Source organism: Rhizobium sp. SRDI943 (assembly GCF_057653695.1).
This window is the reverse complement of record NZ_JBYGKN010000004.1, coordinates 262,766-278,072: the sequence shown is the minus strand read 5'-3', so window position 1 is coordinate 278,072 and position 15,307 is coordinate 262,766. Positions and strand designations below refer to the sequence as shown.

At 60.0% G+C, this 15,307-nt stretch carries 12 protein-coding genes and 2 pseudogenes; 5 read left to right on the top strand and 9 right to left on the bottom strand.

Going from position 1 to position 15,307, the window contains the following annotated elements:
• Positions 1–153: 153 nt before the first annotated feature.
• Positions 154–591, bottom strand: a complete 438-nt coding sequence (locus AC245Y_RS34450) for a hypothetical protein (RefSeq protein WP_017997524.1) — start codon at positions 589–591, stop codon at positions 154–156.
• Between the two features lie 388 nt (positions 592–979).
• Here AC245Y_RS34450 and AC245Y_RS34445 point away from each other — a divergent pair, with 388 nt between their 5' ends.
• On the top strand, positions 980–1,219 hold the full coding sequence (locus AC245Y_RS34445) for a DUF6894 family protein (protein ID WP_003554701.1): 240 nt from the start codon (positions 980–982) through the stop codon (positions 1,217–1,219).
• A gap of 1 nt (position 1,220) precedes the next feature.
• Here AC245Y_RS34445 and AC245Y_RS34440 read toward each other — a convergent pair whose 3' ends face one another.
• The 3 genes and pseudogenes from AC245Y_RS34440 to AC245Y_RS34430 form a co-directional block, all read right to left on the bottom strand.
• Positions 1,221–1,946 (bottom strand): Crp/Fnr family transcriptional regulator, encoded by a 726-nt coding sequence (locus tag AC245Y_RS34440; protein ID WP_017997526.1) that lies wholly within the window; start codon positions 1,944–1,946, stop codon positions 1,221–1,223.
• A 293-nt stretch (positions 1,947–2,239) separates the two neighbouring features.
• A complete protein-coding gene (locus AC245Y_RS34435) occupies positions 2,240–2,404 on the bottom strand; it encodes a hypothetical protein (protein ID WP_017997527.1) in 165 nt (54 codons plus the stop codon).
• A 590-nt stretch (positions 2,405–2,994) separates the two neighbouring features.
• Positions 2,995–3,234: pseudogene (locus tag AC245Y_RS34430) on the bottom strand (HNH endonuclease); the annotation flags it as partial.
• Positions 3,235–3,370: 136 nt separating this feature from the next.
• Between AC245Y_RS34430 and AC245Y_RS34425 the strand changes: the two are divergent.
• The gene (locus tag AC245Y_RS34425; protein WP_017997529.1) at positions 3,371–4,336 is read left to right on the top strand and encodes a TIGR03885 family FMN-dependent LLM class oxidoreductase; all 966 of its coding nucleotides are present in this window, start codon (positions 3,371–3,373) and stop codon (positions 4,334–4,336) included.
• Positions 4,337–4,444: 108 nt separating this feature from the next.
• On the opposite strand, the gene AC245Y_RS34420 is transcribed toward AC245Y_RS34425, so the two are convergent.
• The 5 genes from AC245Y_RS34420 to AC245Y_RS34400 form a co-directional block, all read right to left on the bottom strand.
• On the bottom strand, positions 4,445–4,765 hold the full coding sequence (locus AC245Y_RS34420) for a hypothetical protein (protein WP_003554711.1): 321 nt from the start codon (positions 4,763–4,765) through the stop codon (positions 4,445–4,447).
• A gap of 498 nt (positions 4,766–5,263) precedes the next feature.
• Positions 5,264–5,815 (bottom strand): NAD(P)/FAD-dependent oxidoreductase, encoded by a 552-nt coding sequence (locus AC245Y_RS34415; RefSeq protein WP_244432312.1) that lies wholly within the window; start codon positions 5,813–5,815, stop codon positions 5,264–5,266.
• A gap of 69 nt (positions 5,816–5,884) precedes the next feature.
• Positions 5,885–9,184 (bottom strand): error-prone DNA polymerase, encoded by a 3,300-nt coding sequence (locus AC245Y_RS34410; RefSeq protein WP_017997531.1) that lies wholly within the window; start codon positions 9,182–9,184, stop codon positions 5,885–5,887.
• Positions 9,181–10,692 carry a Y-family DNA polymerase gene (locus tag AC245Y_RS34405; protein WP_017997532.1) on the bottom strand — a complete coding sequence of 504 codons (1,512 nt, stop codon included), beginning with the start codon at positions 10,690–10,692 and terminating at the stop codon, positions 9,181–9,183. The genes AC245Y_RS34410 and AC245Y_RS34405 overlap by 4 nt, the downstream gene beginning before the upstream one ends.
• Positions 10,613–11,371 (bottom strand): ImuA family protein, encoded by a 759-nt coding sequence (locus AC245Y_RS34400; protein WP_026157746.1) that lies wholly within the window; start codon positions 11,369–11,371, stop codon positions 10,613–10,615. Before AC245Y_RS34400 ends, AC245Y_RS34405 begins: the two co-directional genes overlap by 80 nt.
• 517 nt (positions 11,372–11,888) lie before the next feature.
• Between AC245Y_RS34400 and AC245Y_RS34395 the strand changes: the two genes are divergently transcribed.
• The 3 genes and pseudogenes from AC245Y_RS34395 to AC245Y_RS34385 all read left to right on the top strand — a co-directional run bounded on the left by AC245Y_RS34395 (position 11,889) and on the right by AC245Y_RS34385 (position 15,298).
• Positions 11,889–12,326 (top strand): DUF2231 domain-containing protein, encoded by a 438-nt coding sequence (locus AC245Y_RS34395; RefSeq protein ID WP_003554719.1) that lies wholly within the window; start codon positions 11,889–11,891, stop codon positions 12,324–12,326.
• Positions 12,326–13,901: pseudogene (locus AC245Y_RS34390) on the top strand (PQQ-dependent sugar dehydrogenase). Before AC245Y_RS34395 ends, AC245Y_RS34390 begins: the two are co-directional and overlap by 1 nt.
• Before the next feature lie 230 nt (positions 13,902–14,131).
• On the top strand, positions 14,132–15,298 hold the full coding sequence (locus tag AC245Y_RS34385; RefSeq protein WP_020487183.1) for a glycosyltransferase: 1,167 nt from the start codon (positions 14,132–14,134) through the stop codon (positions 15,296–15,298).
• Positions 15,299–15,307: the final 9 nt, after the last annotated feature.

Below are 15,307 nucleotides of genomic sequence, written 5' to 3'. Positions count from 1 at the left end.
CCTTTGATCGACTGCCGTATATTTCCAGGCTGCCTAGGCCTAGCTAGGACTAGGGTCGCGAGGTCGTCGTAGATCAGACGCGACAGCGCCGAAGATCAGCGAATCTGCCTAGATGTTCCGTCGCCGAGCGTGACAGCAATCGCCTCGAGTGAACTATCCTCGCCGGGTCGATTTTCTATGGCGAACCCATAAATAGACGATGAGACCGAACATGGCGAAACAATACCAGCCGAAAACCAACCCCAGGACCCATAGTTGGTCGCCGCCACGAAGCGCGAAGATCGCCGTGGCCAGGGCAATGTGAGCAACGACAAAGCCAATCGCAATGAACAGCACCCAGCGCAATCCTTGTTGGTTGTTCGATCGTACGAAAAACAGCCGCCATTTCCAAGATGGGTCAGCCCCCCGTTTGAAAGCTGGTAAATGCCAAATTAGGAAAAGCGTCCTGTCCGCCTGGGATAAATGGTCGAGGGGCGTTGCCCAACGATGATCACCACTTGGAAAAGTCGCCGCGATGCGATGGTGGTGGTTGCAATCTGTCGGAATCACGTCGTCTCGGTGTACCGCCGTGCTCGTCGCAATATGGGCCAACGCTCAGGGCACTCCTCATACATTTCTCCGGTGGCAGAGCGCGGCAGCAGGCTTCCGGTCCGCAGCCGCGTGCAGAGCGAACTGAGGAACTCTTCCGTCGTAAGCAGATCGAGCTGGACGGAAAGTCTGTCAGCAGCTCCGCTCTAGAACCAGCAGAAAGCCTGGGCCGTTGAAGAACATATCCCCCCTGGGCGTGCCGGGATCGACTTCCACTGCCCCGCAAAAATGAACACGTAACCCACCAAGTTCTCAACGCCAACCACCGGTGCGTTTCCGCAAGGCTGCCGCGTTCAGATCGGCGATGACGAAAGCATGCCCAATGCTGTTGATCTGAACGCCGCGGAACGGCAAGATAGGCGACTTGTCCTTCCGGGCTTTGGGATTTCGAATGCCACGCTTCTACTTCAACATTCTGTCTGAAGCAGGATCGCTCGACGACTGGGAAGGAACCGAGCTTGCCGATTTGGATGCCGCTCGCGTTGAAGCGGTGCGTGATGCGCGGGCATTGATGAGCAGTGCCGTGCTGCTTGGATATGACATTTCGTCAAGAAGCGTCGAGATCAGAAACGAAACAGGCGATATCCTGCTCGTGTTGCCCTTTGCGGAAGCGGTGAAGCCAATGGGCTGATCTACCTGGCGCCGAGCGGAAGACCCAGCAACCTCTCATATTCGCGCTCCGGCACTCCATAACAGCCACCGGCGATTTCGATCAATTTTTCCCTGTCCACTATTCGCACGTTTCCGCGGGTCGATCGGATGGCGTGGACGCCCTCAAGCACGTGTAGCTCATTGGTGACGCCCGAACGCCGGACACCGAGCATCAATGCCAGAAATTCATGGGTAATGGCCAGATTGTTGCCTTCGAGGCGGTCGTGACACATCAGGATCCACCGAGCCAACCGTTCATGCATATTGTAGCGGGCGTTGGCGAGCGCCGAATGGGCGAGCTGCAGCACGGTTGTGTGAACATAGCGAAGGAAGAAATCCTTCATCTCGGGATCATCGGCCAGCGCGCGCTGAAACGTCTCCATCGGCACCATAATCCCCGACCCTGCGACTTGCATGAACGTGCGCGTGGGGGTGGTCTCTACCGCCAGGACGACGTGCATGCCGGATGCACCCTCGCGCCCGATATGGCCAATTTCCACCACTTCTTCGTCGGTGCTGCTGACAACCATGGATCCCAAGCCTCTTTCCAAGAAGCAGACATGCGTGGTTGGGACGTCGCTGGCAACAAGAACGTGCCGCAATGGAAGGTCGATGCGCTCCATCCCTTCCGACAGGCGTGCGAAACCGTCTACGCTCAACAATTTCAGTAGAGTGTTCTCGACGGTCGATTGGTCGAAGTGGGGCATAGCAGCTCCGCGTGGGGAGCTTGGATGTCAAGCCAAACGCCTGTGGGTGTGGTGAAAGCTACGGGACGCCCAAAGATTTGGCTATAGGTCCCGCGAAAGTGTGCGTTTATGACAAAACCGCACATAAGCCACTGACATTGTTGATGATCAGCGACGATAGACCGGCACCGACGTTCGGTGCCGACCAAGAGAGCTTAGCACATCTTGCCTCGGCATGCGCGCTCATTGCGAAAGGACGAGCGATTCACAATATAAATATCTGCCCCTCGTCGATCGTTGAAAAGAAGTCGCAATCAATCTCGCCAGCCAAGCCGGCGGCAATGCGCTTCGGCGATCAGGACGGCCTCCTTTCGGTCGGCATAGGGACCTGGCAGATAGACCGTGATTCCGCGGAAACTGACGATCACCGCCTTTGTCACGCTATCGAAGACGATAGCCATATCCCGCTCGTAGGCCATTTGCTTTCCTGACGGCGCTTACCCCATCGAGATGTGCTCTTTTTTCGAATGAAACAAGGTGCCGACACGGCGATTCTTCAGGCGCGAGAGCTTTTCGCGGCCTTGGACCGAAGCGGCGAAACGACTGGTGTCACTGGCGGTCCATCTACCGATTGGTGCAGAAACGCACAGGAACTTTTCTGACTATCTGTCGTTGGGCCACAAGGATCGCACAGGTCCCCCTCTTGTAGCGGGGCCCTACGCCAACCCTTCCTTCCTGTGCGATCCGTTCGTTCCCAACCTCCCCCGCTTCGGCGGGGCTTCTTTTTGGTGCACAGCGCGCAGGGCGAAAGCGGACCGGCGTTCATCGCATTAACGGGCAGCGGCACGAAAAGCGCATTGCCAGGTCGCGCCGCTCGGGTCCATTTCTGTGATCCGGAATTCTCCGATACCGCTGAGCCCGTCCATGGAATCCTAGAGTTCACGCGTGACCGTGTGAGGGACGTGCTCCCGAAGGCGGACGTGGTCAGTTGATCGAGGATCTTCAGCTACCTGACCTTGACGATCGGGGTGTACTCGCCGCTGTCAACGCTGGAAAAGCTTCTTCATTTTGCGTGCCGCGCCATGAGGATTTCGAGATCATTCGACAGGTCAACGGGGCCAACATCCAATGAGCGGTCCCGGCCAGCGCAATCCCGTTGGAAGAATAGCAGAGTTTGTTTCCACCTGGCGGAGATGAGCCGCATCTGCCTCGGCGCGGCCTCCATCAATGATTAGCTTCAAACCCATGATCGCAATCTCTTGTCGTAGGTTTGTGGAACGATACGGCGCAACAGGCGGTCACGAACTATTCAGGGACAGCTGCATAACTCGATCCCGCTAACGGCAGCGGAACAAAGGGTTTTTTCGGCGGTTCATGACTGCATGTCATAGGCTGCAAGGTATTTCTGGATTGCCAAAGCATTGCCTTGATCACGGGGAGCCCAAATGCTGATAGGTTATCATGCGTCGCATGAGCAGTTCTCGCCCAGCGAACTCTTATGCTTTGTTCAGGCTGCAGAGCGCGCTGGTTTCGGTGCCGTCATGACGTCCGACCATATCGCGCCATGGAGCGAGGAGCAGGGAAATTCGGGTAACAACTGGGCCTGGCTCGGTGCAGCACTTGCAACGACATCGCTGCCGTTCGGTAGTCTCGCGATCCCCGGTGGCTGGCGCTACCACCCAGCCCTACTTGCGCATTTGGCCGGCACCCTCGCCGAGATGTACCCGAACCGTTTTCGATGGATTGCAGTCGGTAGCGGTGAAGCCCTGAACGAAAGCGTCGTGGGCAGCGGCTGGTCCGAAAAAGCAGAACGCGACGCGCGGCTTCGTGCCGGTGCCGGGATTGTCCGGGATCTCCTTCGCGGAGAAACGGTCACCGTTCGTTATCCCTGGTTCGCGGTGGAGGAAGCCAAGCTCTGGTCCCTGCCTGAGCGGCCGCCAGCGATATTTGGCGCCGCCTTGAGCGCCAAGACGGCAGGGTGGATGGGCGACTGGGTCGACGGCTTGATAACAGTGCGGAAATCCAAAGAGAGCATGCAAGAGCTTGTCGGCCGCTTCGAAGATAATGGCGGCCACGGCAAGCCGCTCGTCTTGCAGCTTCAGGTTTCGTGGGCAATGTCGAGGGAGGAAGCGCGTCTGGCGGCCTGGGAGCGGTGGCGCAATGCGGCCGTGCCACCGACTGTCTTAGCTGACCTGAAGCGCCCCAAGGACTTCGACGAGGTGACCAACACCCTCAGGCCCGAGGACATAGAAGAGTTCGTCCCACTAATTACAGAAGGATCCGAGCTGCTAGAAATCATCAGTGAATTGGCATCATGCGGATTCGAGGAAGTCTATTTGCACAATGTTTCCTTGGATCAACATGGCTTCATGCGGTTCATGGCGCAGGAAGTCTTGCCGCATATCCGCTAGGCCACGTCATCCGCCAGGAGGCGATCAAGCAATCTCCTGAAGTGGCGGGTGATACCCACAGGCATCAACATAGCGCCACCTCTTCTCCTGTTCGAAAAGTTTGGCTGCTTACTGAGCGCAAGCCTGACCCTGGGGGGTCGCGTCGCTCAGACCACCTTGGGTCTGGACGGAGCCCGAAGCGGTGGAGCTCGCAGGATCACTGCCGCCGCTGCAACCGCCTGGCATGGTCGCGCCCATTGATCCATTCGTCGTGCTGCCCGTGGAGGTTGGATCGGATGTCATCGGCTGCATTGTCTGAACATTGGCACGACCATCGGTACCAATGGCATTGGGTTCCGTCGTGGTTCCAGCTCCGGTGCTGGACTGAGCAAAAGCGCTCGTGGCCATACCGGCCGCGAGCATTGAGGCGCAGATGAGCTTGATATTCATCTTTTTCGTTTCCTTCGTGGTTTACGTTGCGGCCCTCGAACATCAAGATCACTCTTCTGTTCCCAATTATCTGAAGCGTAAGTATCGATTGCACGCACCAAGACAGATACGCGACCCACAGCGGGACGACCGAGTTGACCTGTGGCATCCGCGGTCGTCTTGCTCGAATGAGACAAGGACGCTGGTCGGAATGGCGATGGGAGGCAAGCGTCAGAGGGTGACCCACTTCGGGCCCGCGCGCTGACCGAAACCTGCACATGTATTCAAATGGCCCTCACTCTCCCAGAAGCGTGTCTTGCAGCGAGGATTTTACACAGCTTGCGGATTCCGCGGGAGGACAAGCAGCCGCCTGGAAATTCCGCGCTCTCACCTTCAGGGTGTCGATGTGCAGATCCGGAATTTATCCCGAGGCGGAGACTATGCCGAGCCCGTTTCCTAAAGCTCGAGATTTCCGGTAAAGCCGCGTGGCAAGCTCGGCATAATATTCAGGCTCCGCTGTTACAATTTAGCGGAGACGAGCATGACCCCCGGGGTAGTCATTGCCCCGCTGAACCTCCGACTCATACCTGAGGCCACGGATGACACATCGTTGCCGTCTACAAGGCGCGTGTCGAGATCGTGGGCAGCGGCGATCTTCATGAAGTCTTCGAACGCAGCCATGTCCTTGGCCGTCCGGGCCACATAGGTAACGCCAGTTTGTCGGAGGCCGATGTCTTCAAGACATTCGTCCGCCAACTGTTGCCAGAGGCGGCAGGCTTCGATCACTATTGGCAGCTCGTCAGCGTCTCGCCCTTGCTTTCGTATCCAGCCCCAGTTGCGCGAGGACTCTTCGGCGGCAATGCGTCCTTTCTCAAGCAATGTCACTTGCACATCTCGATTAGCAAGGAAGATGGCGGTGCACACTCCGACAATTCCGCCTCCGATGATCACCACCTCGGAGGCATTAGGGATCGGAATGCTGAACGGGATCGGCTTCGGAGAAGGGAAACATTGGAATCTTTTCTTGATTGGCTTCCGCTGATCCCTAGCTCGTAGGCAATAATCGTTCAAGGTAGATGTCCGTAAGGGCGAAAATCGCCTTCCAGTGCTTTGAAAATATGCCGAGCTTGCCACGCGGCTTCACCGGAAATCTCGGGCTTTGGGAAACGGGCTCGGCATAGTCTCCGGCTCGGGATAAGTTCCCTTATGCCGAGTTCGGCATAACGGAATGAAAATGTCCCTCGGCCTCGCGCCCGCCACCCTGTCGCGCGAATCCGGACTTCCGGGCGATCCATGGGCGAACTCGTCTCCCCTGCCCGTCGGGAGCCGGAACCCTGCGTCGCGCTCAGCCAGCCCGGAGAGATCGCCCGACAGATCGAAGGCTTGCTGGGCCACGAGATGAACGACGTCGCCTTCACGCTGAATTCTCCCATTGATCGCGATCATCGATGCCCCGAGGATGATACGGCGGCGCTGCTCGAAGAGCTTGGGCCAGACGACGACGTTGGCCGGACCGGTCTCGTCCTCGATCGTCATGAAGATGACGCCCTTGGCGCTGCCGGGTCTCTGCCGGACGAGGACCAGGCCAGCTGTCATCAACCAGCGACCATCCCGCGCGTTCATGGCTTGCGCGCAGGTGACGATCTGGCGCTCTGCCAAAGCTTTTCGAAGGAATGCGACGGGATGTTGGCGGAGTGTCAACCCGATGTGACTGTAATCCTGGACAACGTTGTGTCCATCCGTCATCTGGCGCAGAGCGACTTCGGGTTCCTGCTGCTCGGCGATCGCCCTCGCCTCGCGTTCCGAGGCGGCTGCAAAGAGCGGAAGAGGTTCGTCACGCAGAGCCTTAATCGCCCACAATGCGTCGCGCCGCTGAAGTCCCAGAGATGGCAGGAAGGCGTCGGCCTCGGCGAGTTCGACCAGAGAAGCCGCCGGGACCCCAGACCGTCGCCACATATCGTCAACGCTTTCGAACGGTTGGTCCATGCGAGCAGCCGCGACACGCGCGGCATCGGCGGCGGCAAGGCCGCGCACCATGCGCATTCCCAGGCGGACCGCGTGATGGTCGGTATCTCCGATACGCTCAAGCGTACAGTCCCACCGGGAATTGTTGATGCAGATCGGTCGAATCTCGACGCCATGGTTCCGAGCGCAACCGACGATCTGGGCCGCCGCGTAAAATCCCATCGGCTGCGAGTTCAGCAGCGCCGCGCAAAAGACGTCCGGACAGTGGCATTTCACATAGTTGGAGGCATAGGCGATCAAGGCGAACGACGCCGCATGGGATTCCGGGAAGCCATAACTGCCGAATCCCTCGAGCTGGCTGAAGGTCTTCTCGGCAAACTCGGCCGTGTAGCCGTTCCTGATCATGCCGGAGACGAGCTTGTCCTTGAAGCGCGAGACGCCGCCGGTGAACTTGAAGGTGGCCATCGACTTGCGAAGCTGGTCTGCCTCGCCGCCGGTAAATCCGGCGCAAACCATCGCCACCTTCATGGCCGACTCCTGGAAGAGCGGGACGCCGAGTGTCTTGCCGAGAACGGCTTCGAGTTCCGGCGTCGGGTAGACGACCCGCTCCTTGCCCTCCCGGCGGCGGAGATAGGGGTGCACCATATCGCCCTGAATCGGACCAGGCCGGACGATCGCGACCTGGATCACGAGGTCATAGAAGGTCCGCGGCTTCAGGCGCGGCAACATCGCCATTTGCGCCCTCGACTCGATCTGGAACGTGCCGAGGGTGTCGGCTTTCCTGATCATCGCGTATGTCGCCTGGTCCTCCTGAGGGATGGTGGCGAGATCAAGGTGCTCGTCCTTGTGTTCTTCGATGAGCGCGAAGGCCTTCGCCATGCAGGTCAGCATACCGAGCGCCAGGATGTCGACCTTCATGAATTTGAGTGCCTCGACGTCGTCCTTGTCCCACTCGATCACTTGCCGGTCAACCATTGCCGCGGGTTCGATCGGAACGAGATCGTCGAGGCGGTCGTGGGTCAGGACGAAGCCGCCTGGATGCTGTCCCAGATGCCGAGGAGCGCCCATGAGCTGCTGCGCAAGCCTAAGCGTCAGGGCGAGGCGGCGGTCTTGCGGGTTCAAGCCCTGATCACGAAGACTGCGATCACTGACCAGCTCTTCCGACCACGCCCACATGCCCGTTGACAGGGCCTTGATGAGGTCCTCAGGCAAGCCGAGCGCCTTGCCGACGTCGCGGATGGCACCCTTCGCCCTGTAACGGGTCACCGTCGAACAGAGAGCGGCCTTATCCTTCCCGTAGGTCTTGTAGATCCATTGGATGACCTCCTCCCTTCTTTCGTGTTCGAAGTCGACGTCGATGTCCGGCGGCTCGTCGCGCTCCTGGGAGACGAAGCGCTCGAACAGGAGATCGTTGGTCGAGGGGTCGATGCTGGTGATACCAAGGATGTAACAGACGGCCGAGTTCGCCGCCGAGCCCCGCCCCTGGCAAAGGATGCCTTGCGACCGGGCGAAGCGGACGATCGAGAAGACGGTCAGGAAGTATGGGGCGTATTTCATCGTCCGGATGAGATCGAGTTCGTGACGGACGATCTTGAGAACCTCCGGCGGCAGCCCTTCCGGATAGCGGTTGGGCACGCACTCCCAGACATAGTGCTCGAGGGATTCCTGCGGGGTCTTGTCCGGGAGGATCGCCTCCTCGGGATACTGGTAGGTCAGTTCCTCCAGCGAGAACCTGCAGCGGTCGACGATCTCCATCGTCCGGGCCAGCGCCTCGGGGTAGCGCGGGAACAGGCGCTCCATCTCCTCCGGCGGCTTTAGATATCTGTCCGCGTGGCGCTCGCGCTTGAAGCCGACGTCGTCGATGGTGGTATTGTTTCGAATGCAGGTGACGACGTCCTGAAGCTGCCGCCTGGAAGGATCGTGGAAGAGGACGTCGTTGGTGACGACTGTTCGCACGCGGTGCCTCATCGCCATGTTCGACAATTCGTGCAGCCTCAACTGGTCGTTCGGACGCCGCCGGAGGCAAAGCGAGACATATGCTCGGTCCTCGAATATCTCGGCCATCTTGCGAAGTTGGACGGCGCAGGTCTCGTCAGCTAGGTCGGGCACAAGGATTGCAAGCAGCCCCTCGGAGTAGAGAGCGACATCGTCGAGGTTCAAGATGCAGTTCGCCTTGCCGCCCCTGCCCTTGCCAAGCGTGAGGAGCCGGGTGAGCCGCGAATAGGCGCCGCGGTCCGTGGGATAAACGAGAATCGACATGCCCTCCTGCAGATCCAGCCGACACCCAACAACGAGACGGACGCCTGTCGCGCGCGACGCCTCGAGCGCCCGGACGACCCCTGCCAGGCTGTTGCGATCGACAACGCCGAGAGCCTCGATGGCCAGTTCCCTGGCGGTAGAAAAGAGCTCGTCGGCGGAGGACGCGCCACGAAGGAAGCTGAAATGCGTCGTGACCTGGAGCTCGGCGTATCTCATCCGAATATCCCGTGTATGAACCACTTGTGGGAACCTGTTTCGGGATCGATGCCGTCGCCGGAGCGAAAGATCCAGTATCGTTCCCCGCTCTCGTTTTCGATGACGAAGTAGTCGCGCACAGCCTCGAATTCGCTGTCGCGCTTCCACCATTCGCCGAAGACGCGTTCCGGACCGTCCGCACGCTTGACGCGATGACGCTTACCGCGCCAGGTGATGCTGGCCGGCGGATGATCCGGCAGCAGGGCTATCGCCTCGATCCGATCCGGACGCGCAAACAGCCGCACCGGCCGTCGCCAATGGTGGACCCAATCTTCCGTCGCGTCCTCGCCGACCGCGGCGATACGCTGGACGCTGCGCTCCGGGACGTCGGAGGCGACCGGCGCGACCCGGTAGACGCGCTGGCCTCGGTTGCCGAGGACGTCGATCAGCGGTGTGATGTCGGCATCCTCGTCGTCGACAAGCGAGGACGCCTTCTGCTTCTCTTCAAGCGGTTCCGACATCACGGCGACGAGGGTCAGCCTTTCGATCCCGAAACCCGGCTCGATCGTCTGCGTCCGGTCGCGGAACAGTTTCGTCAACCAGGCGATGTCTCGCACCGGCTTGGCGGTTCCCGCTCTGATCGCCTGCCTGGTCCCATCGACCTTGTCGACGATAAGATCGGTCCGGCGGACGCCAAGACCCTTCCGTTGGAGTTCAGCGACGAGCTGAACAATCAGCCGGCCGACATACTTGTCGATCGTTTCCGCTGCACCGATCGGTTCGGCGAACGATCGAACGACCTCGACGAGTTCTGGGCTACGGATCGGATCTATTGGTTCGCGGACGCGACCGAACATCTGGTCGAGACGCCGTCCAATCTCCGGGCCGAAGCGAAGCGCCAAGGGAGCGCGCGGCGTCGCCGAGAGCTCGCCGATCGTCCGGAAGCCGAGCATGCGCAGATCGCCCACGATCTTCTCGGGTAGCCGCAGCAGAGAGATCGGAAGTCGCTCGACCGCCAGGATGGTCTTGCCACTCGGGACGATGACAGTTTCGCGGTTGATGGCGCGGGCACATGCGTGAGCCGCGCCCCATGTGTCCGCAATGGCGACCCGTGCCGTCAGGCCCTTGGCGCGAAACCGATTGGCGATGCTCGTCAACATGCGCTCCTCGCCGCCCTGCAGATGGTCGGCGCCCTCCGTATCGATGACCATGCCGTCCGGCGCGTCGACGGCGACGATCGGCGAATACTGCGTCAGCGCCCACATGGTGACGCGCTCGAGCGCCACGGCATCGGCGGCCGGATCGGCGTCGATCATCCGCAGGCCCTGGAGGATCGCCTGCGCCCTGGCGGCCGGCATGCCGACGTGGAGTCCGGCCTTCCTGGCCGCGGCGTCGGCGGCCGAGACCCAGCGCTTGGATCCGCTCTTCGAAATGACGGCGATCGGCTGCTCAACGGGAATGGCGGGATCGGCCCGCCTGATCCTGTCGGTCGACAGATCGGGAAAAAATATCGATACGACCCTTGGCATCGCAGGCTCCTACTTCGAACTCGGCACACTCACCCGCTTTCACCCTCATCAGTTCCAAAAACCACCTCGCCCGCCCGACGCCTGGAACCGGCAGCTCCTCACTCGGAATGACGCTCACCCTCCAGCGCGTGGTCGCGGCCGTCGGCTGCCCGAAGTCGCTGGCCTCGGTCTGCCGTCGCCACCGCCGCACCGCGAGCGCCATCGTGCCGGTCTTCTCGGCGGCAAGTTGCAGCCGGCGCGACGCCGCCATCGGCAGGCGGACGATCTCGCCAATCACCGCGCCGAGCCCGCCGTACGAGAGGCCCGCCTCCATGTTGGCAAGGACGTCCTCTTCCTTGTCGGACTCGACGAAGACCACCCGGTTCGGATGCAGCCCCGCCTGCGCCAGGGCCGGGAAGAACAGATCGGGACGTGTCAGGCACCAGACGATCTTGCCTTTCGTACGCGCGGCAATGCCGGCCACGAACAGGGCGGCGGCCGCGCCATCGACGGTGCCGGCCCCGCCGCCAGCGCATTCGTGCAGCGCTCCATGGGCCAATCCGCCGCCCGGAAGCCGCCCGTCGATCTGGGCCACGCCGAAAGGCAAAACGCCTCGCCTGCGCTGACTGGCGCTTTCCAGGTGCGCTATCTGCTCGCGCAGACCGTCGAGGATAGCGATTGGGGCGACGGCTGAGTTCATGATCTCCTTTAGCGGCAACCCGTTTTCAGCTTGAGTAACAGCAATATGTTCTGTATCTGTTCTCAAGACGTAAATGAGTCAACGCGCATATGACGCGCTGAAGTTGAGCACGAGTGCGACGCAGAAAAATCGACAGCGGATTCAATCGGATGATGAGGAAGGAATATTTTCGGAGGCGCCGAACGCCGCTTGTGGACGATGGAGTTCAGGCCAGACATTGCGCCATATCACGACCGGCAAACTGTTATTCTCGAACGGGACGCCTGGGCCGATTGGCTCGATCCGGCCTTCTCGGCCAAGTCGCTGATCGAGCCCTGCCGCCCGGCCCGCTCTCCATCGAACAAGTCGGCTGAGCTGCAACCTGGCTGGCTAAGGAGCACTTTCTTCTTCGCTCTCTGCTGGGGCCGACCATGCTCTTTCAGGCGGGCAGTTCGTGCAGCACGCACCGTAACGGAACCATATGCTCTCGCCGCGGGTTGGATAGGCATCTCCCAGCTCTCAGTTTCACGGAGCATCCATGGCTATATCTTCTACAAGCAATCGAGACTCGGCCGCCTATCCGCTTCAGTCGCTCTTTGTCCCGTTTCCCTTCGTCTGCTTCACGCTCGCGCTTGCGACCGATATCGCTTTCTGGCAGACCGGCAATCTGATGTGGCAGAATTTCTCTGCATGGTTGCTGTTCGCTGGGCTTATGTTGGGCTCGCTTGCGATTCTGGCCGGATTGATGGATCTGATGCGTCGCCGCACGCGCCCTTTACGGCCGCCGTTCCTGTCCGCCCTCCTCTATCTAATCATACTGAGCCTCGCCTTTGCCAACAACCTTATCCATGCCGGCGATGGATGGACGGCCGTCGTCCCATACGGACTGATGCTTTCGGCCGTCACCTTTGTCTTGTGCCTGGTGGCCGCAGCAATTTCCGCCCGCAAATATGCCAGACTGGCCTGGAGGATATGATGAAGAAGTCCCAGATTCTCGGCGCTTCGGTTCTGTCGATATCTGTCGGCGTCGGTCTTGCGGCTTACGCCCAGAGCGGAGATTTTGACATCTCTCAGCAGATCGGACCGAACCCCGTGCTCCCAGATCCAGCCCCTTCCCTGCTGCCTGATCTGAAGGTAGCGGAGGTCGTTGGCTGGAAGGATGGTGAGACGCCGGCCGCACCGAACGGTTTGACGGTCACTGCTTATGCCAAGGACCTCGCCAATCCAAGGACAGTCCACACCTTGCCGAACGGCGACGTACTGGTAGTTCAGGCGCGTGGCCCGTCAGGCGAACCGGCCTCCCGGCCGAAGGATTTGATCAGAGGCTGGATCATGTCCATCGCTCATGGCGACGGCGGCGAGCAGAAGGAAAGCAACATCATCACACTGCTGCGCGACGCCAACCGCGACGGCAAGGTGGATGAGAGGCACGATCTGCTGAAGAAACTCGATTCGCCGTTCGGTGTCGCCTGGGTCGACAACACGCTCTATGTCGCCTCGACGTCCGCCATTCGCCTACCACTATGAACTTGGGCAGAATGAAATCACCGCCCAACCGAAAACCATCACGCCCCTGCCCGGTGGTCCGATCAATCATCATTGGACCAAGGATTTGGCGCTCAGCCCCGATGGGCAGATGCTCTACGTCTCGGTCGGCTCGAATTCCAATATCGTCGAGAATGGGCTTGAAGCAGAAAAGGGACGTGCAGCGATCTGGCAGGTCGACCGGCACACCGGCGCGGCGCGTGTCTTCGCCTCAGGTCTGCGCAATCCGAACGGCCTGACCTTCAACCCTGAGACAGGTTCGCTCTGGACGGTCGTCAATGAGCGCGACGAACTCGGTCCGAACCTCGTTCCCGATTACATGACCTCGGTTAAGGAAGGCGGCTTCTACGGCTGGCCCTGGAGCTATTACGGCAACCATGTCGATGCGCGCGTGCATCCGCCGCGTCCGGACATGGTCGAAAGAGCGACGCCACCGGATTATGCCCTGTCGAGCCATGTCGCGGCCCTCGGATTGGCCTTCTCGATGAATTCAGCGCTGCCGGCCGCCTACGCCAATGGCGCCTTCATCGGAGAGCACGGCAGCTGGAACCGGGACAGCTTCAACGGCTACAAGGTGGTGTACGTACCATTCGAGGCCGGCAAGCCATCCGGCAAGGCGCAGGACGTCGTCACGGGCTTTATCAAGGACGACCAGGCGAAGGGACGGCCGGTCGGAGTCGGGATCGACGGGACGGGAGCTCTGCTGGTCGCAGATGACGCCGGCAACACCGTCTGGCGCGTTGCTGCGTCCGACGGCAAGATTACGCCGCAGCCCATCGGCACGGACCAGGTTTCGGTAAATCGGCAAGTCACGACTGATGCGACGGCGGGCGGGACCGCCGATATGAATCCTGGCATCGGAACCGAAAGGACGGGTTCGACCCCTCAATCGCAGATGCCGGCAGCCCCGGCAGATGAACGCCCGACCGACCAGAAACCCCTTCCCGGACAACCGGATAAATCCCAGCCTGCGCAAATGCAGATCGACCCTGCAGGTGGTCTATGAAGAGATTTTGTCGGGTTTAAATCACCTCTCGTCATGTTTTCGTGGTGACTGGCCGACATCAAGAAATTTCCTGAGGTCACCATCGCGCAGTGGCCGCTTCCGCGCGCTTTTCTATCGGCGATCGTTAGCCGCCGCATGTTCAACATGGGGCGAAGTCGCATTTAAGTGAGGGGTTCACGGCAAATGAGATGCAAACTTAGGTCGGCTTCAAACGCGGGACTTCAACGAAAATGGTTGCGCTGCAAGCACCAAACATACCACGCCGAATAGTTGTCATCAGCGACTTCCAGAACGGCGATTGGCGCGACGCCCAATTCAAGACGATAGCCTGGTTTCGGCAGCAATGGTTGTCGGGAAATCGCGGGCCTCTCCCAGAGATGACCGTCACCCCGAGACAGAACGTCGAGGTCGTGGGGGGCTACATCGAGCGGCTCCCTCTTGCAGCTCTCAAAGGAGGCCTTGCCGACCGCGCCGAAATTTGGACCCACAGCCGAGGTGCATCGCCAAAGATGCATCGGCCCGATGGCAGTCCGTTCTTGACGCGCCGGTCGTTCCAGATGAATGGGCCTGAAGCGCCATTCGCATCAAATGATATGCTGGGCCATATTGAGGCTTTCGGACCACCGTCAATCTTGTGCGTATGGGGCCTTGGCGTTAGCGAAGACATATTGCTGGCCTGCCCCGACAGTTTCAAAATTTACAATTCGATCGACGCACCGGCGTTGCGCGTGCCATCTGAGGTGAGCCGCCATTTCGACCTTATTCTCACCGGCGCCGCCTGGCAGTCGGAAGCAGTGCGCGTTTTATATCCCGATAAGCGCATCGCCGTTATGCCGATTGGACCGGAGTTTGCTTCTGAGGTAACGTTCAGGCCTCTGGGTCTGGAAAAGATCTATGACGTGATCTACGTCGCTGCTGCTCAGGCTTACAAGCGGCATGACATTCTGTTCAACGCGCTGAGCCAACTGCCCCGTTCGCTGCGTGCATTGTGCGTCTGCGGCTATGGCGAGATGATGGAAGCGCTACGCCGGCACGCAGGAGAACTCAACATCGACGTCGATTTCATCGATCCGCCCGGTGTACCATTTGCCGAAGTGAACAGGCTTATGAACCAGGCCCGGATCGGCGTCGTTTGCGGCGTCGATGATGGCGCGCCGGCCATTTTGACGGAGTATATGCTGGCTGGAATACCCGTTCTTGCAAACAGTGAGCTGAGGTGCGGACTGCAATACATCACGCCGAAGACGGGGCGCGCTGCCTCGGCCGATGAATTTCACGCGGGTATCCGCGACATGCTTGGAGGGCTGCAAAGCTTCGACCCGCGTCAGGTCGTCTTGGATAACTGGACATGGCCGCATAGCCTCCGGACGCTCAAGAGCCTTATCGAGATAACTTAGCCAAATTGA